The organism is Yoonia sp. SDW83-1 (assembly GCF_046762885.1).
Classification (GTDB): domain Bacteria; phylum Pseudomonadota; class Alphaproteobacteria; order Rhodobacterales; family Rhodobacteraceae; genus Yoonia.
This window is the reverse complement of record NZ_JBKQXO010000011.1, coordinates 119,131-142,116: the sequence shown is the minus strand read 5'-3', so window position 1 is coordinate 142,116 and position 22,986 is coordinate 119,131. Positions and strand designations below refer to the sequence as shown.

At 59.8% G+C, this 22,986-nt stretch carries 21 protein-coding genes; 13 read left to right on the top strand and 8 right to left on the bottom strand.

What is annotated here, in order from left to right:
• The first annotated feature begins 7 nt into the window (after nucleotides 1–7).
• The 6 genes from ACFWW4_RS15335 to ACFWW4_RS15310 all read left to right on the top strand — a co-directional run bounded on the left by ACFWW4_RS15335 (nucleotide 8) and on the right by ACFWW4_RS15310 (nucleotide 5,238).
• On the top strand, nucleotides 8–1,948 hold the full coding sequence (locus ACFWW4_RS15335; protein WP_411891657.1) for an ATP-binding protein: 1,941 nt from the start codon (nucleotides 8–10) through the stop codon (nucleotides 1,946–1,948).
• 93 nt (nucleotides 1,949–2,041) lie between these two features.
• Nucleotides 2,042–2,383, top strand: a complete 342-nt coding sequence (locus ACFWW4_RS15330) for a hypothetical protein (protein ID WP_411891656.1) — start codon at nucleotides 2,042–2,044, stop codon at nucleotides 2,381–2,383.
• Between the two features lie 2 nt (nucleotides 2,384–2,385).
• Nucleotides 2,386–2,901 (top strand): hypothetical protein, encoded by a 516-nt coding sequence (locus ACFWW4_RS15325; RefSeq protein WP_411891655.1) that lies wholly within the window; start codon nucleotides 2,386–2,388, stop codon nucleotides 2,899–2,901.
• A gap of 1 nt (nucleotide 2,902) precedes the next feature.
• On the top strand, nucleotides 2,903–4,252 hold the full coding sequence (locus ACFWW4_RS15320; RefSeq protein WP_411891699.1) for a DUF6638 family protein: 1,350 nt from the start codon (nucleotides 2,903–2,905) through the stop codon (nucleotides 4,250–4,252).
• The gene (locus ACFWW4_RS15315) at nucleotides 4,252–4,527 is read left to right on the top strand and encodes a hypothetical protein (RefSeq protein ID WP_411891654.1); all 276 of its coding nucleotides are present in this window, start codon (nucleotides 4,252–4,254) and stop codon (nucleotides 4,525–4,527) included. The genes ACFWW4_RS15320 and ACFWW4_RS15315 overlap by 1 nt, the downstream gene beginning before the upstream one ends.
• A gap of 9 nt (nucleotides 4,528–4,536) precedes the next feature.
• Nucleotides 4,537–5,238: a DUF1523 family protein gene (locus ACFWW4_RS15310; RefSeq protein ID WP_393928103.1), complete on the top strand. Its 702-nt coding sequence runs from the start codon at nucleotides 4,537–4,539 to the stop codon at nucleotides 5,236–5,238.
• Nucleotides 5,239–5,324: 86 nt separating this feature from the next.
• Here ACFWW4_RS15310 and ACFWW4_RS15305 read toward each other — a convergent pair whose 3' ends face one another.
• The 3 genes from ACFWW4_RS15305 to ACFWW4_RS15295 form a co-directional block, all read right to left on the bottom strand.
• Nucleotides 5,325–7,643 (bottom strand): aldehyde dehydrogenase family protein, encoded by a 2,319-nt coding sequence (locus tag ACFWW4_RS15305; protein ID WP_411891653.1) that lies wholly within the window; start codon nucleotides 7,641–7,643, stop codon nucleotides 5,325–5,327.
• A 124-nt stretch (nucleotides 7,644–7,767) separates the two neighbouring features.
• The gene (deoC, locus tag ACFWW4_RS15300) at nucleotides 7,768–8,778 is read right to left on the bottom strand and encodes a deoxyribose-phosphate aldolase (RefSeq protein WP_411891698.1); all 1,011 of its coding nucleotides are present in this window, start codon (nucleotides 8,776–8,778) and stop codon (nucleotides 7,768–7,770) included.
• Nucleotides 8,779–8,838: 60 nt separating this feature from the next.
• Nucleotides 8,839–9,672, bottom strand: a complete 834-nt coding sequence (locus ACFWW4_RS15295; protein ID WP_411891652.1) for a helix-turn-helix domain-containing protein — start codon at nucleotides 9,670–9,672, stop codon at nucleotides 8,839–8,841.
• A 154-nt stretch (nucleotides 9,673–9,826) separates the two neighbouring features.
• Here ACFWW4_RS15295 and rpe point away from each other — a divergent pair, with 154 nt between their 5' ends.
• The 4 genes from rpe (at nucleotide 9,827) to ACFWW4_RS15275 (ending at nucleotide 13,620) form a co-directional block, all read left to right on the top strand.
• Nucleotides 9,827–10,507 (top strand): ribulose-phosphate 3-epimerase, encoded by a 681-nt coding sequence (rpe, locus tag ACFWW4_RS15290; protein ID WP_411891651.1) that lies wholly within the window; start codon nucleotides 9,827–9,829, stop codon nucleotides 10,505–10,507.
• A gap of 94 nt (nucleotides 10,508–10,601) precedes the next feature.
• Complete coding sequence (locus ACFWW4_RS15285) at nucleotides 10,602–12,026, top strand: DUF4173 domain-containing protein (RefSeq protein WP_411891650.1); 1,425 nt, start codon at nucleotides 10,602–10,604, stop codon at nucleotides 12,024–12,026.
• On the top strand, nucleotides 12,023–12,712 hold the full coding sequence (locus ACFWW4_RS15280) for a response regulator transcription factor (RefSeq protein WP_411891649.1): 690 nt from the start codon (nucleotides 12,023–12,025) through the stop codon (nucleotides 12,710–12,712). Before ACFWW4_RS15285 ends, ACFWW4_RS15280 begins: the two co-directional genes overlap by 4 nt.
• Nucleotides 12,697–13,620, top strand: a complete 924-nt coding sequence (locus ACFWW4_RS15275) for an ATP-binding protein (RefSeq protein ID WP_411891648.1) — start codon at nucleotides 12,697–12,699, stop codon at nucleotides 13,618–13,620. Before ACFWW4_RS15280 ends, ACFWW4_RS15275 begins: the two co-directional genes overlap by 16 nt.
• Before the next feature lie 96 nt (nucleotides 13,621–13,716).
• On the opposite strand, the gene ACFWW4_RS15270 is transcribed toward ACFWW4_RS15275, so the two are convergent.
• The 5 genes from ACFWW4_RS15270 to ACFWW4_RS15250 form a co-directional block, all read right to left on the bottom strand.
• Entirely contained in the window at nucleotides 13,717–14,334 is a 618-nt protein-coding gene (locus tag ACFWW4_RS15270) for an imm11 family protein (protein ID WP_411891647.1), read from the bottom strand.
• 13 nt (nucleotides 14,335–14,347) lie between these two features.
• Nucleotides 14,348–15,238, bottom strand: coding sequence for a maltose ABC transporter permease MalG (gene malG, locus ACFWW4_RS15265; RefSeq protein WP_411891646.1), 891 nt, complete (start codon nucleotides 15,236–15,238; stop codon nucleotides 14,348–14,350).
• Nucleotides 15,235–16,767: a maltose ABC transporter permease MalF gene (malF, locus tag ACFWW4_RS15260; RefSeq protein WP_411891645.1), complete on the bottom strand. Its 1,533-nt coding sequence runs from the start codon at nucleotides 16,765–16,767 to the stop codon at nucleotides 15,235–15,237. The genes malG and malF overlap by 4 nt, the downstream gene beginning before the upstream one ends.
• Before the next feature lie 118 nt (nucleotides 16,768–16,885).
• Nucleotides 16,886–18,043, bottom strand: a complete 1,158-nt coding sequence (malE, locus tag ACFWW4_RS15255; RefSeq protein ID WP_411891644.1) for a maltose/maltodextrin ABC transporter substrate-binding protein MalE — start codon at nucleotides 18,041–18,043, stop codon at nucleotides 16,886–16,888.
• A 23-nt stretch (nucleotides 18,044–18,066) separates the two neighbouring features.
• A complete protein-coding gene (locus ACFWW4_RS15250; RefSeq protein ID WP_411891643.1) occupies nucleotides 18,067–19,686 on the bottom strand; it encodes an alpha-glucosidase in 1,620 nt (539 codons plus the stop codon).
• A 143-nt stretch (nucleotides 19,687–19,829) separates the two neighbouring features.
• Between ACFWW4_RS15250 and ACFWW4_RS15245 the strand changes: the two genes are divergently transcribed.
• Genes ACFWW4_RS15245 through ACFWW4_RS15235 form a run of 3 tightly spaced genes read left to right on the top strand, consistent with a single transcriptional unit; the run spans nucleotide 19,830 to nucleotide 22,973 of the window.
• Complete coding sequence (locus ACFWW4_RS15245) at nucleotides 19,830–20,879, top strand: substrate-binding domain-containing protein (RefSeq protein ID WP_411891642.1); 1,050 nt, start codon at nucleotides 19,830–19,832, stop codon at nucleotides 20,877–20,879.
• A 2-nt stretch (nucleotides 20,880–20,881) separates the two neighbouring features.
• On the top strand, nucleotides 20,882–21,949 hold the full coding sequence (locus ACFWW4_RS15240) for an ABC transporter ATP-binding protein (RefSeq protein ID WP_411891697.1): 1,068 nt from the start codon (nucleotides 20,882–20,884) through the stop codon (nucleotides 21,947–21,949).
• 37 nt (nucleotides 21,950–21,986) lie between these two features.
• Nucleotides 21,987–22,973 carry a hypothetical protein gene (locus ACFWW4_RS15235; RefSeq protein ID WP_411891641.1) on the top strand — a complete coding sequence of 329 codons (987 nt, stop codon included), beginning with the start codon at nucleotides 21,987–21,989 and terminating at the stop codon, nucleotides 22,971–22,973.
• The last annotated feature ends 13 nt before the right edge of the window (nucleotides 22,974–22,986 follow it).

Here is a 22,986-nt window from a genome sequence, read left to right as displayed (position 1 = left end):
AGAGACCATGAGCCAGACAAGTGATCAGATGGAACTGCGCGAGGATGATATCCGCAAGCATTACGTGCCCGCGGCGGAAATGCTGATGCAGCTGGATCATACCCCCCGGCTGGCGCAGGCCCGCCTGTCTGTTCAGACGCCCGAGAAATCCCCCGATGTGGCCGCCACCCGTCGCCGGTTCCGTTCGACCACGCCCGGTTTGCTGTCGCGCACATCTGCCCCGTCTGGCGGTGTTCGTTTGCTGGACCGGATTGCGGAAGCTGACGATGATGATCCGCTGACATCGCCCGCCCAGGCGGCGGTGGCCCATGCGCTGCGTCGTGCGGTGTCTATCGCCTTGACTGTGGCTGATGCCTATGCGGACCAGACCCCGTTGACCGAACTCAAGCGCATCAATCTGGAAGGCCGGCTGTCTGCGGATCGGTCGGCCGAATTTACTGAATTTCTGGCGGCTGAATCGCTGGTTGCCCTTTATACCTTTGCCAATGCTACGTCGTTCCTGCTGGCACCGCAGGCGACTGAGGTGAGTGTCGAGGTGGGGTCGGTCGATGAGGTGCTGACGGACAACGCGCCCCTTGCATTGCATGGCGCCATTTGGGAACTGGACCAAAAGCTTGCCCAGTTTGCCAAGGATGAGGGCACGCTAATAGCCACGATGCTGGCCTATGCCGAGCAGCTGATGGACAAGGTCGCGAGCCGCGCCAGCACGGCGGGCCGCTTGGAATCGTTCAACAATTCCGCCTGGAGGGTGGAGGCGGATGATTTTGTCATCGACGGGTTCAGCCCCGCCCGCAAGGCCAAGGGCAGCACCCTGACCATGACCTTCAAGAAGCCCAATGAGGTCGTGGGCAACCATATTGCCAAGTATCAGGCGATGAAGCTGTCGAAGATGCTGATGGCCTATGATTTTGAGCGGCGGTTGAACCCGTTTGCCGAACTTGGCGGGTTCATCTTTACCTTCATGGGGGATGGTAAGCCGGGCACGGGCAAGACCACACTGATCCAGATGATGGCCGGTCTGGTCAATGACTACTGCAAGGTGGCGGGCTATCCGTTTCGCTATCAGAACCTGAGCACGGAGAATATCGACAGCTATCAAGGCAAGTCTGGCCAGAATGCGAAGGCGTTTATCAACAACGTCCTGGATCCGCATGTGATCGGGTTTGGGACGATTGACGATATTGACCAGTTGGCGGGGAAACGGGGTGATCGCCAATCCTCTGCCGGGCAGTTGGAGATTACGGCTGTTCTGATGGAGAGTTTTGCTGGGGCGAATACCGTCGTCCGAGGCAATTGCACGTTCGGGATGTTTTCGAACTATCCGGAGAATGTGGATGACGCGCTTCGCCAACGTGCCGGGGCCAGGTTCCTGGTGGACGGCCCGCAGACGCGGGATGATTACATCGATATCCTTTATCTTTTGATGGGCAAGAACCACGACATCCCGGTGGGCGAACACGAGGTATTCAGCGCGCAGGAGATCAAGAAGGCGGTGGCAGCATCGTTCGAAAGCCATGCCCGGCCCCACGAAGAGGGGCTGCAGCGGGTGTTTGAACGGGTGCATTCCCAGATCGGTGAATTGGACACGATTGCCAAGCTGGGCACCTATCTGAAGGGCATTCAGGAGGCCGATGAGCGGTTCACGGGGCGCGCGATCAAAAACATCACCGATGCGGTGAAGGTCCGCGCGATGGATTTCGAACTGCCGGATGAGTGGATGGAGGAGCCTGATCTGTTTCTGTTCAAGGACTACGAGACCAAGAAGGGAATGATTTCCGAACTGCGCCAGCCGATCACGGTGGACATGGTGATCCAGGAGATTAACCGCTATGCCGATAGTGAGTTCCGCTATGCCGACAAATCGGACGAAGTGGCGATTGACGCGATGGTGCGTGACTTTGGCCGTCAGGAGATTGCAAAAAAACGTTATCTGGAGAGCAAAGGGTGATCATTCTGCGGCACCGTCCCGGGTTTGACCCCGGACCTCTACTTGGGCTTCCGTCAAAGGTCCCGGGCCAAGCCCGGGACGGTGGGCACTAGAATGGCCGCGGTTTCCGACAGCCTGTTCCTGCCTGCCGTCGTTCTGGCGATTTTGGCGTTTATCGTGCCGCGCCTGTTGGGGCGGGTGTTGCCCGAAGGGGTGACGCCGCTGCTGCTCAACGCATTTTTGTCAGCGGTATTGTTGGTGGTGATCTCGGGCGGGTTCTTTTTCTGCCTCTATTTGTGGCAGGGGGTTAGAATGGCGCAGATCATGGAGCCGGGGTTGGCGGCCAATGTGGTGTTCTTTGGTCGGCTGGCCTTGATGTCAGCCATCATCTGGGCGCCGATCATGATATTGTCGGTGGCGGGCTTGCCGCGGAAATGGGTGAAAGAGACGTGGTAGCATTGCGCGCAACATATCTTTCATGGATTGCACTGGCCGTTGTAGCATCGTCGCATGCGCAGGCCGACACGTCGGATGATCTGCCGTATCAGACACTGGAGGTTTGTCTGTCCGAGAACTTTGTCTGGCCCGAGAATTGCCTTAATGCTGTTTACAGATCGTGCATGGGATCGACCTGGGGGTCCATATCTGATGCAAATCTGGCGCGTGAAACCTGCTGGACCGCCGAAAAGCAGGCATGGGAGATGGCAATATCCGTTTCCAGATGGCGATTGGAGGCGAATATGTCGCCGACCGCGTTTGACGCATTTCTTGAAGCTATCGATGATATAGCGATTGACGGAAAGGCGTCTGACAGGTTTGTGGACCAGTTTCTTGATCGGGATAATCCGCTTGATCGCTCTTACATTGCGCGGACCGAAGCCATCGCCGCACGTAACCTGGGGCTGCAGTTTTTGAACTATCAATTCTATCTCCGAGATGGATTTCTTGAAGAACTGCCGGAGGTGAATGAGTAGAATGCACCGACTGATCGAAAAAGGCCTGATGTTCGGCAACCTGATCCGGGTGGATTCACCGATTTTGGTGGAGCGCTATAATCGTGCGCTCAAGCATTTGACGGGCCGTCAGACGACGCTGTCGGATTTTCATGTCGATATTTCGGGGTATAGCCCTGAAATCGGCGATGAATTTGGCGATGATCTGTATCTGAACCACAAGGGTGTGAATCGTCAGTTCATCCTGCTGACCACCGAACAGGCGAATGCACCGCTGCTCAATGCGAAGTTTTCCACCTCGCGCGGGATCCTCAAGCAGTTTATCGAGGAAAACCGACAGCAGCTTTTTGCACTGACCGCGCGCGATGCTGTGGCGGGTGAGATGGTGAATTCGGTCTATGTGGCCGACAGCCCCGCCCGCCTGTTTGATATCCGCAAGGTCAGGATCGAGGCCGATACGACCAGCGGCACGGTGGCCAATGCCGAAAAGCTGGGCCAGATGATTGATCGGTTCAAGACCGAACAGGACGCCTGGTATGATGATGTGCTGATTGCCGAGATGATTGGCATGGCCAAGCAGACCGGTGATGTGGTGCGTAACCCGGTGCGGTTGAAGCACATGGAATTTGCGCAGGACAATTTCTGGACCGACCATTTCGGGGGCATCTATGTCTTTCGCGGGGTCGAACATCCGGCGGCGATTGTGGCGGGCAACAAGGGAAAAGTGGGCAAGCTGCCGATCCCCTACGTCTTTGATTTCAGCGAACGGTCGGCGATTGCGAAATTTCTGAACCTGAATGATCTGGTTGAGCCGATTACCGATGCGCGCGGCATCGACGCCGCCGCGATCCTGCATCAGAAGATGGATTTCATCGTGATGGCGGTTGCGGCCTCCATGAAAGAGGATCTGACAGGGGCGACCCGGCGTGATCTGCGCCGGTTGGGGCGGCAATATGCCAAGTTGCTGCCGGAAGCGTGGCAAGGGTTGGCGGCGTTGGCGCGCTGGGCCGAAGAGGATGGGCCGTGGCCGAAGATATCGTCGGAACATCCGTCCTATTTCTATACGCTGCGGGCCAAGCCACATGTGGATGCCGATCTGGTAAACATGCTGCTGGCGGAGATGACGCCGCTGGACGTGCGGCAGTTGTTTATCTGCCACAAGGAGGTGTTTTATCGCGCCTACGCCAAGTGGCCCGAGGAAAAAAAGGCCTATGTCGTTGATTTTCTTGATCGCGAATACCAAGTCGATAAGGCGGGGACGCGCGATGCCCTGTTTGGTCACGAGGCCCCGATGGAGGAACCGCAGGCGGTCCCCCAACCTGATTTGATTACGCGTGTTGGCCCCTGGGGGTCTGTGGCGAGGAGAAACTGATGCAGTTTGTCAGACTTGTTGTGATCGGTTTTGTGGCGCTAAGCATCGTGTATTTTTCGGTCTCGCTTTATTCGCGGTCGGTGCGCAAGGAGCGGTTGGAAAAGGAATTCGATGCCAATCCGCCCGAAGGTGCCGACGAGGCGATGCGGGAGGCCTTTATCGCTGAGGGTATGGCCGAATATAACAGCTCGATCAGGCCCAAGCTGATTGCCCTTGTTTACGTGGTGCCGGTGGTTTTCTTTTCGATTGTGACTTATGTCATCAATGCCAGCTGAGGAATTATGATGCGCAAGATCAAGATCACCCTGCGGATATTGTTTCTGTTGATTTTTGCGACAATCGCGCATTATGCGCTGCCGCAGCACGATGTGGTCCGCGTTGTGAACACTTATCAGGAGCGGCAGGATCTGAACGACTGGACGCGTATGTTCTGGGCGCGCCCGGATGACCAGTCCGCCGAATTGATTAACCGCGATGTGCAGTTCATTCAGACGGTCAAACGGCGCACATTCCTGCTGGGCTTTATCCCGCGCGAGGCGACAGAGCCCATGGTTTACCGGAATGAGGATACAGGCTTTTCGTGGCCGTTCTATTTCAAGTTCGATACGGCCAATCTGCAAACCGAAGCCGATGATCTGCGCTCGACCTCGGAAACGCCCAAATGGGCTGTGATGACCCATTATGGTTGGCGGAATGAATATATCTCGGCCTTCCCCAACGCCATTGCGATCCGTCCGGTGGATAGCCCGAACGTGACGATCATCCCCTGGTTCAATATCTTCTTCTTTATCTGTCTTGCCGCCCTGCTGTTGTTTATACGTGCCATGTGGCGCCAGTTTCGCGAACGTTCGGTTGATCCGCTGTTGGATGCGGCCGGTCACCGCGTGGACGAGGTGCAGGCCGATGTGGCCGAACGCAAGGGCCGGATTTCGCGCTGGTTGGGGACGTGGCGCAAGAAGGACAACTCGCGCCTGCCGCCAGAATGACGGCTGCGCCGACGACATGATTGGGTGGGGGCGTTGCCCCCGTCCCGTGCCGGGACTCCCCAAGGATATTTCAACTCGGAAGAAGCCTATTCGCCGTAGGGGATCCAGATGTTTTTCACCTCGGTTGCCGCCTGCAGGTAACTCTGGGTGTCCGGCGTCAGGGCCATCGCGTTGTTGACCCATGTCCGTTTGAGGTTTCCGGCGCTGGCTTTTTCGATTGCGCCCGAGAGGTCGCTTGAGGAGAAGGACCAGACCGCGTCAACGTCCAGATGTTTGGCGAGTGTCGGGGCGAGTTCTGCGTGGCTGCCTGTCAGGACGTTGACGACGCCCGCAGGGACATCGGAGGTTTCCAGCACTTGGTAGAAATCGCTAGCGGCCAGCGGGAAGGGTTCGCTGGCGACCATGATGGTCCGGTTGCCCATGGCGATGGCGGGGGCCATGGTTTCGATCAGTCCGGCGAGCGGTTTCGCATCGTCGCAAAGAATGCCGATCATGCCGACCGGTTCTTTCATCGCCAGTGCCACGCCCCGGATCGGGACCCCATGCACCTGCCCGTCATATTTGTCGGCCCAAGCGGCATAGGTGAAAAGGGTGCGGATGCTGGTTTCGACCTCGTCCGCGCCTGATCTGTTGCCGGTCATATTGTTGATCCGGGTTGCGAATTCGTCGGCGCGGGCTGACAGGTTCTCGGCGATGTAATAGAGGATTTGCGCGCGCAGGTGGCCGGTGGTTTTGGACCATCCTTTGGCCGCATTGCAGGCCTCGACTGCGTTGCGGATATCCTTGCGGTTGGCCTTGGAGGCGTGGCCGAGCAATTTGCCCTTGGGGCTGTAGATTGGCGTGGAATAGCCGCCATCGGGCCGCGCCTGCTTGCCGCCAATATAGAGTTTGGCGGTCCGGTCCAGCGGATCCGCCGGATGGCCGTCTTCTGTGGTGAAGGCATCGATTTTCTTGAGTGGTTTGGCAGTGCCTTTGGGTTTGGTGTAGCCTGAGAGCCCTTCCCAGCCGCCTTCACGACCAAAGCCGCTCTCGCGCACACCGCCGAAACCGGCGGCGGCGTCCATCATGTTGGTGCCGTTCACCCAGACGATCCCGCAGGCCAGTTTCGGCGCGATATCGAGGGCGAGATTGATGTTTTCCGACCAGACAGAGGCGGCCAGCCCGTAGCGGGTGTTGTTGGCGATTTCGACGGCTTCGGACGGGGTGCGGAAGGTTGTGGCGACAAGGACCGGGCCAAAGATTTCCTCTTGCATCAGGGTCGATGCGGGGGAGAGGCCGGTGATCAGGGTGGGCGGGTAGAAACAGCCCTTGGGTGCCTTGGTCTGGTAGGTTTCGCCTTCGGTATTGGCGCTGACCATTTTGCTGATCTGGTCGAGTTGGACCGGGTCGACAATAGCGCCGACATCGATGCATTTGTCCAGCGGGTCACCGATGCGCAACCCGTCCATGCGGGTTTTCAGTTTAGTGTAGAACCGGTCGGCGATCCCTTCCTGCACCAAGAGGCGCGATCCGGCGCAGCAGACCTGGCCCTGGTTGAACCAGATGGCATCAACGAGGCCTTCGACGGCGCTGTCCATGTCCGCGTCGTCGAAGACGATGTATGGGGATTTGCCACCGAGCTCGAGGGAGAGGGCCTTGCCCGATCCTGCGGTCGCCTCGCGGATCTTGCGGCCAACTTCGGTCGAGCCGGTGAAGGCGATTTTGTCGACCCCAGCGTTGACGAGCCCCGCACCTGTTTCGCCGTCGCCGGTGACAATGTTGACGACGCCGGGGGGCACGCCAGCCTCTGTGCAGATTTCGGCAAAGATCATGGCGCTGAGCGAGGTGTATTCGGCGGGTTTCAGAACGACCGTGTTGCCCATCGCGAGTGCGGGTGCGATTTTCCAGGCGAGCATCAGCAGCGGGAAATTCCACGGGATTATCTGCCCGCAGACACCCAGCGGTTCGCGGTCAGGTAGTTCGGTGCGCATCAACTGGGCGAAACCGGCGTGGTGGTAGAAATGTCGGATGGCGAGGGGGACGTCGATGTCGCGGCTTTCGCGGATCGGTTTGCCGTTGTCGAGCGTTTCCATGACGGCGAGCAGGCGGGAATGTTTCTGCATGCCGCGTGCGATGGCGTATAGGACGCGGGCGCGTTTGTGACCTGATTTGGCCCATGCGGGTTGGGCCTTGCGGGCGGCCTGCACGGCTGTTTCGATTTCCTCTGCCGTACCTTTGGTGACGCCTGCCAGTTTTTCACCGGTGGCAGGGTTGTTGGAGGGGAAATCGTCGCGCAGCGGGCCCCATTTGCCGTTGATATAGTGACCTGCGATGCCGCCACGATCGGCGAGCCATTGCAGCGCCTCGGCGCTGCTTTCGGGGGCGGGGCCGTAATCCATGGTGTCGAAGATTTCTTTGATGGTCATTGCGTTGCTGCCAAAGTGCTCAGGGCGGCCCCGGACCGCGGGTGGGGGTGAAGCCCCCGCCCATGGGGGCGGTCGGGGGCTGCCCGGCGTGCCGCCGGGCGGGACATATATGCAAGGATGCGGGTCATCCGATGGCATGCCGCCACGAGGCCGAATAGGCGCCGGTGACGTGATGTTCGAGTTGCCGTTCGATGTCGCCGAGCAGGCTGGAGGCCCCGAAACGGAAGAGGTCGGGTTGCAGCCAGCGGTCGCCAAGTTCGTCCTTGATCATGGACAGGTAGACCAGCGCGTCCTTGGCTTTGCTGATCCCGCCGGCGGGTTTGTAGCCGACCTTGATCCCGGTCCGGTCCTGATAGTCGCGGATGGCGCGGATCATCGTCAGTGTCACGGGCAGGGTCGCGTTGACGGGCTCCTTGCCGGTGGAGGTCTTGATGAAATCGGCTCCGGCCATCATGCAGACTAGCGATGCACGGGCCACGTTGCGCAGGGTGCCGAGTTCGCCGGTGGCAAGGATCGCCTTGACATGGGCATCGCCACAGGCTTCGCGCATTTCCTTCATCTCATCATAGAGTGCCTGCCAGTTCCCGGTGAGCGCGTGTCGTCGGCTGATCACGATGTCGATTTCCTGCGCCCCAGCGGCGACGCTTTCGCCGATTTCCGCGATGCGCAGGTGGAAGGGTGACAGGCCAGCGGGAAAACCGGTGGACACGGCGGCGACCGGGATATTGGTGCCGGCCAGTGCATCGACGGCGGTGGGCACCATGTCGTGATAGACGCAGACAGCGCCGGTGGTCAGGCCCTGCATGCCGAGTGCTTCCAGCAGTGGCTGCGCGACGGGCTGGCGTGCTTTGGCACACAAGCGGCGCACCCGGCCTTCGCTGTCGTCCCCTGACAGGGTGGTCAGGTCCATCAGGCTGATTGCCTTGCAAAGCCATGCGGCCTGATGGTCTTTCTTCACGCTGCGCCGGCCGGGCAGAGTGGCCGCGCGCCGTTCGATCGCGGATGTGTTGGCCTGCACGGACATGACCCAGTCAAGATCGAGCGGGATGCCATCGTTGCGCTGTTCCTGGACCTGTGGCAGCTGGGTTGCGGTCAGCGAAGGGGAATGAGTCGTCTGCAAGGGGACCTCCTGCATTGCCGGGATAGCGTGGCATGCTGCCGGGTTCTTGGCAAGTTTTGACCGTTTGGTCAAATACTATGTCGGTTGCACGACGTGACGTTGATATTTCTGCCGGTATTGCAGGGGTGTCAGCCCATGGGCCGTGCGGAAAAGCTTGTGGAAATGCGACATGTTGGGGATGCCGCAATCGGCCGCGATCTGCGCGACGGGATCCCCGTCGGTGGTCAGCGCGCGGGCGGCATGGGCCATGCGCAGCCCATTGATGTAATCGGATGGGGTCACGCCCATGAATTTCCGCATGGTCCGGCTGACATGGGGATGTGCCTTGCCAGTCAGGGCCACGAGACCGGCAGAGCCGTCGCGAAAGACAGCCGGATCCCTGGCCGCCGTACATGCTGCCGTCAGCCATGCGGGCGCGTCATCCGGATAGGTGTCGGCGGTCAGATCGGCGCATAGCGGCAGCAGAAATGCCTCTGCCGCGAGTGTGTCGCAGGCGCTGCGTTCCAGTTGCACGGCGGCGTGGTTGAGTGCGGCGAGTTGCCGGATGTCGCGCCGTGTTTGCACCGGGTCGCCGAATGACCAGAACAAATGCCCCTTGAGGCCAGGATGCCGTTTGGCCAGTGCCTTGATGGTGGTCGGGTGAATGCAGAGCGACACGACAAGCGCGTGTTCCCCGCGCCCCTGCACGGCGTGCGGCTGACCGGGCTGCAGAAAGATCACGTCGCCTTCGCGCAATGTGTCGCCACCGTCTGGCAGATGATGCCGGACCGTGCCATTCTGCACCCAGAACAGTTCGTAAAAGTCATGGTCGTGCAGCGATTTTGGCCGCGCCGTGGTCAGCGTGGCCCGTGTCAGGCGAATCTGTGCATCGTTCTGCAGGATGTCGCGGTGGTGCAGTTTGTGGGACATGGCTTAAAATAGCATATGATAATTGTTTACACAGCATCAATATATCAAATTCGCATGAAAACAGCGACGTGGGTCGCAAGACGGTCAATCGCCGGGTGACAATGTCGATGATGCACGCTATTGCCCGGACGCGCCAATATTGAAGGGAAACCCGATGTCCTTTGACCGTTCGATCAAGATCGCCCCGTCCATCCTGTCCGCCGATTTCGCCAATTTCGGGGCCGAGTGTGAGGCGATCGAGGCGCAGGGCGCTGATTGGGTCCATGTGGATGTGATGGACGGCCATTTCGTGCCCAACATCACCTTTGGTCCCGCGACATGTGCCGCCATCCGCCCGCATATCAAGACGGTCATGGACGTCCATCTGATGATCGCCCCGGTCGATCCTTATATCGAGGCGTTTGCCAAGGCCGGTGCCGATATCATCACCGCGCATGTGGAGGCTGGCCCGCATATCCACCGCACTGTGCAGGCCATTCGCGGTGCCGGTGCCAAGGCGGGCGTCGCGCTGAACCCCGGCACGCCAGCCTCTGCCGTGGCCGAGCTGCTGGATATGGTCGATCTGGTCTGTGTGATGACGGTGAACCCCGGGTTCGGGGGGCAGAAATTCATCGACATGACCGCCAAGGTCCGCGAATTGCGCGACATGATTGGTGACCGGCCCATCCATATCGAGATTGACGGCGGCGTCGATCCGACAACCGCACCATTGGTGGCCGCCGCAGGGGCCGACGTGCTGGTCGCCGGTTCTGCCGTGTTCCGGGGCGGGTCGGTGACTGACCCAGCACCTTATGGTGCCAACATCCGGGCGATCCGCGCGGCGGCGGAAGCCTAAAGCGCCATATCTCTACGCAAAATCTGCACACTTGTACAAGCTGGTCTGCACGCTGCTGTCCTAGCCATGGCTCTCAAAAGACGTGAGAGGGACAATGATGGTTGTGAGAGGCGTGCCAGAGCGGTTGGCAAAGGATGCGTGGTGGCTGGATGAGGACGGGGCGAACCCGATCAGGTGGTTGCCCGGGGGGCTGTTATTGGCGGCAGTTGCGCTGGCCGATGCGCTGATCTGGAATGTGTCGGCGGGTCTGGGTCTGATCGTTTGGATTGTGGCCGTCGGCGCGGCAGCACAGATCATCCTTTGGGACAAGGTCAGCCTGCGCCGCAGTCTGGCAGCTTGGGCCGCCTTGCTGATTTCGCTGATTCCGGCGGTGGATCTGGTTCAGGCGCTTTCGATCCTCTTTGCAGTGTCCGGCCTGTTGGCATTTGCCGCGATCATGGCGCTGGGCCGGTGGGATGTGCCGGCGATCCTGCGGGCGATGCTGCGGTTACCGGGTGCCGGTGTGTTGCAGAACCTGCGCGATGTCAGGGGCTTGCGTGTGTCCGCTCCGTCGGCTGGGACGATCAAGGCGGGCTTGCGTGACTGGTTGATGCCGCTTGGAATCGGCGCGGTGTTTATCGTGCTGATGGCCGCCGCAAACCCTGTGGTCGATGTCTGGCTGCAGCGGTTTGGCGCGTTTGATCCGGGTGTTTCGCTGACTTTTGGCCGTTTGGCGTTTTGGGCTGCCGTGTTGTGCGCGGTCTGGCCGTTCCTGCGCCTTTCCGCTTTGGCTGATAGACTTGGCCGTGCCCCGGCCAGCCGAACCCTTGTCTGGCGCAGTGGGCTCCTGAATGACCGGTCGGTCTTGCGCGCATTGGTGCTGTTCAACTTCATCTTCGGGATCCAGACGCTGCTGGATATCGGCTACCTGTGGGGCGGTGTCGCCCTGCCTGACGGGATGACATATGCGGATTATGCCCATCGCGGGGCCTATCCGTTGTTGGCGACCGCGTTATTGGCGGGGTTGTTCGCGCTTTTGGCGCAGCCGTTTCTGGAGGCGCGGCCGGTGTTGCGCGCATTGCTTTATCTTTGGGTGGCGCAGACGGTCTTGCTGGTGATCTCCTCGATCCTGCGGCTGGATTTGTATGTGGATGCCTATGGGCTGACACGGCTGCGCTTTGCAGCGTTCATCTGGATGGTTCTGGTGGCGCTGGGGCTGGTGTTGATGATCATGCAGATGATCGGTCGCCAGACTGTGGGATGGTTCATGTTGCGGGCCACAGGGCTGGGGCTGATAGCACTCTATGCCGTGTCGCTGGTCAATGTGGATGGTTTCATCGCCCGGCATAACCTGGCTGCGGATAAGGCGGACCCCTACTATCTGTGTAACCTCAGCGAAGGTGCGGCACCGGCGATTGTGGCGGATGGCCAGTTGAGGTGCGGGTACGAGGTCGGCACACCGGGTGACTGGCGCGAATGGGGGTTCCGGAATGCAAGGCTCCGCCGTAGTTTGGCGGCAATGAATGAGGTGCAGGGATGAGTGGTCAGATACTGGTCGCCGATGATGACGGACAGATCCGCGATGTGGTGCGGATCGCGCTGGGGCAGGCGGGGTTCACGGTGGCCGAAGCGGCGGATGGCCAGCAGGCGCTGGAAATGGCGCGCAGCCTGACGCCTGATCTGATCGTGCTGGATATCGGGATGCCGGAAATGGACGGGCTGGCGGTGTGCCGTGAGTTGCGCAAATCCTCTGACGTGCCGGTGGTTTTTCTGACCGCCCACGGGGACGAGATTGACCGGGTTGTCGGACTGGAACTGGGCGCGGATGATTACGTGCCCAAGCCGTTTTCGCCACGCGAACTGGTGGCGCGGGTGCGTGCGATCCTGAAGCGCGCGTCCCCTGCGCAGGCCGCACAGGTGGTGATGCGTCGCGGGGTGCTGAGCGTCGACCCGGACCGTCACCTGTGCCACGTGCAGGATGCGCCTGTCACCCTGACATCGCGCGAGATGGAACTGGTCGTGCATCTGATGCGCAGGCCCGACAACGTAATGTCGCGCCCGCAACTGGTCGATGCGATCTATGGCACCAATGTGCATGTCAGCGACCGGACAATGGACAGCCATCTGCGCAATCTGCGGGGCAAGCTGGCCAAGGCCGGATGTGTGGATGCGATTGAGACCGTACATGGGGTTGGTATCCGGATGGGTGCATGCCGCGCCGGGTAATCCGGAAATGGCGCCCGCCACTGGCCTTTGTGCTGGGGGGGACGCTGGCGGCGGTGTTTTTCCTGCCGATCATCGGCATCGCCTATTTTCGGGTGGCGGGTGGCATTCTGGGCTGGGCCGAGACCAGCTGGATGATTGCCTGGATGGCGTTTGTGGCGACGGCGGTGCTGGGCTATCTGCTGTGGCGGCTGGTCTTGCAGCCGGTGCGGGCGCTGACCACCTATGCCCAAAGCGAAGGCGAGGCAGAGGTGCCGGAGCATTTCGGCACGCCGGAGTTTTCCGATCTGGGACAGGCGGTGATCGGCATGACATCGACCTTGCGGGGCCGCGAGGCGGTACTGCGGTCTTATGCGGATCATGTCACGCATGAGTTGAAATCGCCGTTGACCGTGATCCGGGGCGCTGCCGAGTTGCTGGATGATCCCGGGCTGCCGGATGCTGACCGGGCCACGATGCTGGGCAATATCGGCGAGGCTGTGGGTCGGATGGAGGCGCTGCTGGACAGCCAGCGCGCGCTCGCCCGCGCGCAGGAGCCGATGCCGCCGGGGGAATGTATGTTGTCAGAGGTTTTGGCAGATCATGACGTGGTTTTGCCGCGTGATGGCACGGTACCGCTGCCGCAAGAGGTGATGGACCTCGTGGCGACCCATCTGATCGGGAATGCGCGCGCGCATGGGGCCAGTGCGGTGACATTCGATCTGCAAGGTGACTGGCTGCGGGTCAGCGACGACGGGCCGGGGATATCGGAAGGGAACAGGGATAGGGTGTTCGATCCGTTCTTTACCACGCGGCGCGAGGATGGCGGGACAGGGATGGGCCTGCCGATTGTGCGCCGGATGTTGCAGGCGCAAGGGGCGGAGATCGTGCTGCGCGATGGCGCTGGAGCGGTCTTCGAGATCAGGTTCTGATGGGTGAACTCACACATCCTAAGCATACTGCAAAGCCCAGATAGCGTGCGAGAGATGAAAACGCTGACATAGAAATTCTTTCTATTCTTTACCAGATCAAATTTGGTCGAACTTTTCGAAGCCAAAACCTGTGAAATCCGCTGCAGCCAAGGCATCGAAGAGCTCGTTACTGACCATGCGCCCGATGGTAAATCGGTCATTCCAGGCATGATGAGAGCCAATTTTTCTTGCATCGAAAACCATTCGATCATTACCATCATATGCTGGCATGTATTTTGCACCTTCTGCGACTGGCGGCACGCACAGATCCTTTGCAAGCGTGTCGAGACGATTGCAGACGTAAAAGATGTAACGGTCGGCGATGACTTTGCCGCGCTGCTCAATCTGTATTGGAAAGAACTGATGAACGCCCGGCTCAAAGCTCTCCACAATTTCTTTAAAGCGATCAGTGACGAGTAGACCGCCACCCCACATGTTATCAACATCGTAGAGAGGGCGACCCTCGTTCCCCTTTCTTCGTAACCGCGTCGGCATGTAGGTTGGGTCAACAGGCCGACCACTATACCCACCGCTGAATGTTACCCCGTATTTGCCATCAGGACTGGTATCTTTCAGTTCGAGTTTCTTGTAATCCCCATCAATCGGTTCAAGAATTTCGGTGTGTTTCAACTCGACGCGTGGATCACGAGCACCACCTGCAATATGGTAAGGCATTTATTTGTCCTTTCTATCCCTTCACGGCACCGTCACTAAGGCCCGAGACCAGGTAGCGTTGCGCGATCAGGAATACGACCGTGATCGGCAGGCCCGACAGGATCGCGGCGGCGGCGAAATCGCCCCAGAGATACTGGAACTCATTGAGATAAAGCCGTGAGCCGACGGCGAGGGTCATTTTGTCCTCGGACCGGATCAGGACGGAGGCGATGGGATAGTCGTTGATGAATCCGATGAAGGCCAGCACGAAAACGACGCTCATGATTGGCACGGCCAGTGGCAGGAAGATGAACCGAAAGGTCTGCCAGGGGGTGGCCCCGTCAATCGCGGCGGCCTTGTCGAGTGCGGTGTCGATGCTGTCGAAATAGCCCTTGATCGTCCAGATATGCAGGGTGACCCCGGCCAGATAGATCAGCACAAGTGCGGTGTGGGAATTGAGGCCGAGGAGCGGGCTGACCTCGCCCAGTGCATCGAAGATCGCGTAGATCGCGACCAGCGCCAGCGTTGTCGGGAACATCTGGATCAGGAACAGCCCATCCAGCATCGCGCCCTTGCCCTTGATCCTGATCCGGCTGAACGCATAGGCCGAGATTGTCGCGATGGCGAGCACACCAAAACCTGCGATCAGTCCGATCTTGATGGAGTTCCACATCCACAGCATCACCGGATAGGGCGGTTCGACAACGGTGCCGTCAGCCCGCGTGTAGTCAAGGCCGAAGGCCAGGTACCAGTGTTCCAGCGTCGGGTTTTCAGGGATGATGGAGCCGACGGAAAAGTTCCCCTCGCGAAAGCTGATCGAGAGAACCATGAAGAAGGGGAACAGGATTAGCGCCAGAAAGATCAGCATGAAGCCGTGGGCGAGGATCTTCTTGACCAGCAGGTCCTTTGGGCGTTCGACGATCATGCGCTGACCCTCCCCGATCGTTTTTGCGCCGCGCGGCGCATCGCGACGAAATTGGCATAGGATATGGCGGCGACCACGAGGAAGATCAGCAGGGTGATCGCACCGGCAAGGCCGAATTGCTGGCCTGCATTGTCGAAGGCAAGGCGGTAGGTGAAGCTGGCAAGAATGTCGGTTTCGCCTGCCGGGATGACCGTGCCTGGGATGTCGGGCAGCCCGCGTGTGAGCAGGAATATCAGCACCATGTTGTTGAAATTGAACGCGAAACTCGCGATCAGGAGCGGCAAGAAAGGCGGGATGATTTGCGGCAGGGTGATCGTAAAGAATACTCGCAGCGGGCTCGCCCCTTCGAGTGCTGCCGCCTTCTTGTGATCCTCCGGCACTGCCTGCAGGAACCCCATGGCCAGCAGCATCATGTAAGGATAGCCAAGCCAGGTGTTGACGATCAGCACCATGACCCGCGCCAGATTGCCATCGGTGAACCAGCTGGGGCGGACGCCGAACAGGGCCTCAAGGATCAGGTTGATTTCACCGAAATTCTGATTGAACAGGCCCTTGAAGACGAGGATCGAGATGAAGGCGGGGACCGCATAGGGCAGGATCAGCAGGATCCGGTAGACTGCTTTGAACCGCAGATGCGGCCATTGCAGGATGACGGCAAGCGTGAGCCCAAGGGCGAAAGTCAAAACAACCGAGGCGATGGCGAAAACGAAGGTCCAGATGAAGATGCTGACCATCGGGCCGCGGATGCCTTCGGACGTGAAGATGCGTTCGAAATTGTCCCAGCCGATACCGACACGCCAGCCGGGCGGGACCTGATCACCGTTTTCATCGACGAAAAAGCCGATTTCGTGATTGGCAGTCAGAACGGCCCCATCAAAGCGGGTCAGCGTGTCGGGTCCGGTCTGCACGTAATCGGGTGTGACCGTGCCGAAGGTGCGAAGACTGGCATTCTGAATGATGGTTCCATCCGGCGTGGTCAGAGTCAGCGCCTGCAGGCCTGCGCGCAGCTGGATTGCATCGCGCCGTTCAAGCAGGTCGGCGGGTTCATCGGCGGGCAACAGGGTGGCTTCGGACTCGCCATCAAGCGCAACCGGATCAGAAAGCAACCCGGATTCGGGAAGCCATATGCGGAACTGGTCACCATCGCGGGCCACGGCAAAGGGTTGTTCGGTGTCAGGATCGACAGAGCCGCGCGAGGTCAGCACCTCGACCGTGCGGTCATAGGTGAGCAGGTTGAAACTGCTATAATTCGTGAACCCGATATAGATCGTATAGACAACCGGGAAGGCGATGAAGATCAGCACGGCCGAGACACCCGGAAAGATGAACCGCGCGCCGTAGTACCGATTTGCCCCAAAGATGATCGCAAAGCCGGTGGCGAGCGCCAGCATGATCACCCCGAAAATGGGCTGCGCAATCTGGTAAAGGAAGAAGGCCGCGAAAAGCAGGGCAATCGTGACAGCGCCAACGATGATCAGGCGCGTGATAGGCGATCCTTCGGTCACGGGGGTGTCGGTGGCTGTGGTCATCGGTGCGGTTCCTTGCGGTGCAATCCGGCCATGGCCCAAGCGAACAGGGCATGCGGGGATGCGTCAAGAGAAAGCATTTGACGGGCGGCGGCGGGAGGTCCGCCGCCCGTTTCTGGGTTCACTCGCCCAGAATACGCGCGGCGGCGTCGTTTAGCGCGTCGGCGGGTTCAGCCGCGCCTGTCGTGATGTTGGTCAGCGCAGGACCCATCGCGGCCCAGAATGCCCCCATTTCAGGGTTGGACGGCATCGGCACGCCATTGGCGGCCACGGCCAGCATATCAGTCACCAGCGGGTTGTTCTGTGCCACGGCAGCAGAGGCATCGGCCAGCGCGCCAAGCCCATTCTTGGCATTCCAGATCGCCAGCCCTTCATCGGTGGCCAGATAGTTTTCGATCAGTTCCACCGCGAGGTCCTGATTGGGTGAAGCTGCGTTGATGCCAAGTGCTTGCACACCCAAGAAGGGGGGCGAGACTTCACCATTCACGGTTGGGATCGGGGCGACACCGAAATTGATGTCCGACCCTTCGAAACCGGCCCAGGACCATGGGCCGTTCAGGACCATGGCGACTTCACCGTTATTCATGGCCCCGTCCATGACGCCGTAATCGACGCCTTGCGGCATCACACCATCGTCAAAGAGCGACTTCAGTACCTCGGCACCCGCAATGGCCCCGTCAGTATTCACGCCAGTGGTCGACCCATCATAGGACCCGTCGACCTTTTGGAAGGCATAACCGCCACCGGCCATCAGCATGGGCATGGTGAAATAGGTATTGTTGTAGTCCCAGAGGATTTTCTGGCCGTCGACCTGCAGGTCCTTGATTTCCTCGAAAGAGGCTGGTGGCATGTCGATGATATCCTTGTTGTAGATCAGGGTGACCGCTTCGACGGCAAGCGGGTAACCCCAGGTTTTTCCGTCGAACTGCATCGCGTCCATGGCAGCGGGCAGGATATCTTCGGACCAGCTGGCCGATGGCTGCACCGGCGCGATCAGGCCGCCGCTGGCCCATTCGCCGAAACGGTCATGCGCCCAGAGCACGATGTCAGGGCCGTCGCCGGTGGCCGCGGCCTGCTGGAATTTCTGAGGCAGATCGGGGTCTACGATTTCGACGGATACCTCAACGCCAAGGTCATCAATGAAAGGCTGCACGGCTTCCAGCAATGCGTCGCGGTCCCGGTTGTCGCCGGTCCAGATCAGGATCTTGCCGTCTTCCAATGCGACGGCAGGGGCGGTTGTGGTGAGCAACAGCACGAGGGTTGATAGGGTCTTTTTCATTTTTCTCCTCCCAGAGAGTTGGATCAGGCGGACAGGGCAAGCGCCCCGTCATGGGTCAGGTAGGCAAAGCCGTTGCCGGGTAGTGTCAGCGTCGGCCCGTCAAGATTGGCGTGGCGGGGTCCGGTCAGGGTCGCCGCGCCGGTCAGTCGGATGACCTGGCTGTCCTTCGACAGATTGAAGGCGCAGGTGATCGTCTGCCCGTCTGCCTTGCGATGGAAGGCCAACAGCGGTTCGGGCAGGTTGATGAAGGATGTCTTGCCAGCGGTCAGCGCAGGCTGCGCCTTGCGGAAGGCAATGGCGCTTTTGTAGAAATGCAAGGTGCTGTCATTGGCCGCCTCTTGCGCGTCGACGGACAGGGCCGCTTGTGGTGGTTTGACAGGCAGCCACGGGCGCCCGGTGCTGAAACCGGCGTTGGGTTTGTCCTTCTCCCAGACCATTGGGGTCCGGCAGCCATCGCGCCCTTTGATCGCAGGCCAGAAGCGCAGTGCAGGCGGATCGGTCAGTTCGTCATAGGTCAGTTCGGTTTCGGTTTGGCCCAGTTCCTCGCCCTGATAGATGCCGATGGTGCCCTCGAACGACATCAGCATCGCACAGGCGAGCCGGGCGATATCGGTGTCGCTGACAGCATGATCGGCCCAGCGGGTCACGTGGCGAGGCACGTCGTGATTGCCAAACGACCATTTGGGGTGACCGTCCGGTGCGCCTTGCTGGAACCCTTCGATGCAGCTGCGGAAATGGTCGGCGGTAAAGTCAGGGCCGAGCATGGCAAAGCTGTAGGCCATGTGCAGGCGGCTGGTGCCGGCGGTGTAATCGCCCATGATGCGGATGGATTTTGCGCCCATTTCGCCCACTTCACCGACCATCATGATGTCATCATATTGATCGGTCAGCGCGCGTAACCGTTCCAGAAAGCCAAGGTTTTCCGGCCGCGTCTTGTTATAGATGTTGTCCTGCATCCCATAAAGATCGGTCGCCATGACCTGCGGGCGGGTCTGTGCAGGTGGATTTGAGCGCAATTGCGCATCGTGGAAATAGTAGTTCACCGTGTCGAGGCGGAACCCGTCGAGGCCGCGATCAAGCCAAAACTTGCAGGTCTCAAGGATCGCGTCGATCACTTCAGGGTTGTGAAAGTTAAGATCTGGCTGGGCCGCGAGGAAGTTATGCAAATAATACTGCCCGCGCTGCGGGTCGAACTCCCAGGCGGGCCCGCCAAAATGGCTGTGCCAGTTGGTGGGGGGCGATCCGTCCGGCAGGGGATCAGCCCAGACATACCAATCGGCCTTTGCGTTATCGCGGCTGACCCGGGATTCGCGGAACCACGGGTGTTGGTCGGACGTGTGCGACAGAACCTGATCTGTGATGACCTTCAGCCCAAGTCCGTGGGCGCGGGCGATCAAAGCATCGAAATCCTCCAGCGTGCCGAACAGCGGGTCGATGTCAGTGTAATCCGACACGTCGTAGCCCATGTCTTTCTGCGGAGATCGGAAGATCGGGGACAGCCAGATGCAATCCGCGCCAAGGGCCGCGATATGGGGCAGGCGGCGTGTAATCCCGTTCAGATCGCCAACGCCATCGCCGTTGTCGTCCTGAAAAGAGCGCGGATAGACCTGATAGATCACCGCGTCGCGCCACCATTCTCTCATCTGGGTGCCTCCTTTTGATTCGGGGGTAAGTTAACAAATCAGTTTCAGAATTCAAAACGTTTTAATTTGTGATTTAAACTAGGAATTTGGGGAACTTTGCGATAATCTGCATCAGTAATGCAATCGCTTTGAGGAGGAAGCGTGTGGCAACGCTCAAGGATATAGGCGCGGAATTGGGGTTGTCGGCAGCCACCGTCAGCCGGGCGCTGAACGGCTTTCCCGAAGTGAATATCAAGACCCGCGACAAGGTCCGCGAAACTGCCGAACGGCTGGGATATCGCCCTAATCGCGTGGCGCAGCGGCTGGTGACCGGCCGGTCCGGCATGGTCGGCATGATCATCAAGATCAGGGCTGATATGAGCGCGGACCAGACGTTTTTCGAGATGCTGACAGGGCTGACAGCCGCACTTGGCGCGCGCGATGTGGACCTCGTGCTGGCCGTCGATCAGGATGACGATCCGGTCCTGCCCTACCGCAAACTGATGGAGCGGGACATTCTGGATGGCTTCATCCTGAACGCACCGGTACCTGATGATCCGCGGGTCGCGTTTCTGCGCGAAAAGGGCATTCCCTTTGTGATGCATGGGCAGACAGCGCCCGATGTCGATTATGCCTGCTATGGGATCGACAATGCGGCGGTGTCGGAAGATGCGGTGAAATTGCTGGCCTCGCTGGGCCACAAGCGGATTGCCCTGCTCAACGGGCAGTTGCGCTATGCCTATGCCGTGGATCGCCTGCGCGGGTTTCGCGACGCGATCGATGCCGAAGGGTTGGTGGTGCCGGACGCCTTTGTCGCCGCGAATGCCGAGACGGAAATGGACGCCTATAAAACCGCGCTTTCCATGCTGTCGGGCCGTGATGGCGCGCGCCCAACGGCGATGATCTGTGCCTCCACACTGATTGCCGCTGGTGTGATCCGTGCTGCAAAGGATCGTGGCTTGCGGGTGCCCGAAGACCTATCGGTCATGGCGCATGACGATGCGCTGCCCCTGATGCGCGCGGTCAGTTTCGACCCCGCCCTGACCGTGACGCGGGCACCGTTGCGTGATGCCTGCGTGCCACTGGCGAACCTGCTGATCGACTTTGTTAGCGGCGCACCAGCCGAACAGAAAATTGACCGGGCCGAGCTGATCGTGCGCGCATCGACCGGTCCCGTCCCGAGAGAGGAGCAAGACCCATGGCCTTTGACGTGAGCATGCAACCGGCGCTGGAAACGCGCGGATTGGGTAAGTCCTACGGCGCTGTCGAGGTACTGCGCGATATCGATATCGAGATGGCGCAGGGCGAGTTCCTTGTGCTGGTCGGCCCGTCCGGCTGCGGCAAATCCACCCTGCTGAACTGCATCGCGGGGCTGGAGGAAATCACCGCCGGGTCGTTGATGATCGGCGGGCGCGATGTGACGCAGGAGCCACCCAAGGACCGCGATATCGCGATGGTGTTTCAGAGCTATGCGCTCTACCCCACCATGTCGGTGGGCGAGAATATCGGCTTTGGCATGAAAATTCGCAAGGTGCCGAAGGTGGACATGGACGCTAAGATTCTACAGGTGGCAACGCTGTTGCAGATTGATCACCTGTTGGACCGCAACCCGTCCCAACTGTCTGGCGGTCAGCGCCAACGTGTTGCCATGGGACGTGCACTGGTCCGCGACCCCAAGCTGTTTTTGTTTGATGAACCCCTGTCGAACCTCGACGCCAAGCTGCGGGTCGAGATGCGGGCCGAGATCAAGCGCCTGCACAAGACGACTGGGGCCAGTATCGTCTACGTCACCCATGACCAGATCGAGGCGATGACACTGGCCAGCCGGATCGTCGTTCTGAAGGGCGGCGACATCCAGCAGATCGGCACCCCGCAGGAGATTTACGACCGCCCTGCCAATACATTTGTCGCGGATTTCATGGGCTCGCCGCCGATGAATATCATCCCGGCCAAGGTCGAGGGTGCCCGGTTGGTGATGGGTGACGTGACCCTTGCCGCACCGGCGGGCCTGCCGGATGCGGTCCAGGTTGGGATCCGCCCGGAGCATCTGATGCTGGCGGCAGGCAAGCCCGATCTGCAGGTCACCCCGACCATGATCGAGAATACGGGCGCCGAATGCTATCTGAATTTCGCGCTGAACGGGGTGACGGTCACCGCACGCCTGCCGGGGCGGATGGATGAGGACAGCACCGATGTGGTCGGTCTGTCGGTTGCACCCGGCGCGCTGAATTTCTTTGAGGCCGAGACGGGGATGCGGATCGATCTTCGAGGGGCGATGGGTTGAAACCCATCTTACGATGTGGCCTCTGTCGGGCATGCATATGACATTGTTTGAAGAACTGACCGGTATCACCGACGAGACGCCCGCGCGCGTTTATGAAAACCTGTCGCTGGATGGAACGGTGATTGTGTCGGATATCACCGGGTGGCGGGCCGAGACTGGCACGCTATCCACCCCATCGCTGAGCGAGCTGCGCGAAAGCGTGACGCCCGCAGACACTGGGCCGTTGACCGTTCAGGAAGTCGTCGCCGACATCCAGCGCCTGCATATGCGCCCGGAGAATGAGGGCGCGACCTTTCAGGTCGCCTCGCAATTCAATCTACTAGAGATGATAGGCCCGTTGGTCACACCTGAAATGGGTGTTGGGCGGTATGAACATGACCTGACCCAGGGTCCGGCCTGTGCGCTGGCCTGTCTTGCAGGGACCATCTATCGCAACTATTTCGTCCCACTTGAGGGCGATATCGGCCAGACTGCGGTTCGCCAGATTGATTGCCTCGCGGTTGTGGCGAGGCTGTTGGGTGGTGATCAGCATTTCCTCTGGGAGATGCGTAATGGCTATGCTTTGCCAACCGCCGAAAGTTTGCGTTTCATCAATGCCCAACTGGATCGGTTGGACCATGATGCCGTGCGTGCCGCATTGCGCGTGGGTGTCCACGGCGGGACGCAGGTCACCATCAATGATGCCGCACATCTTGTGTGCCAGGTTTATTGCAGCGCAATGCCCGTGGCTTATTCCGATGTGGATGCCGATTTATGGGCACCCTTGGCGCAGATCGTTCTGGATGCTGCCTATGAGGCGACACTGCTTGCCGCAATCCAGAACGCGGCGCAGACCGGCAACAACCGCGTGTTTTTGACGATGCTGGGCGGTGGTGCCTTTGGGAACCGGCAGAACTGGATCGAGGCTGCAATGCTACGCGCATTGCGGTTGCATGCGAAGAGCGGGCTGAATGTGCATTTGGTCAGTTATGAGCAGTCGAGCGCCCTGGCCCGCCGCATTATCGCGGCGTTTGATGCGATGTAAAATGGGTTTCAAC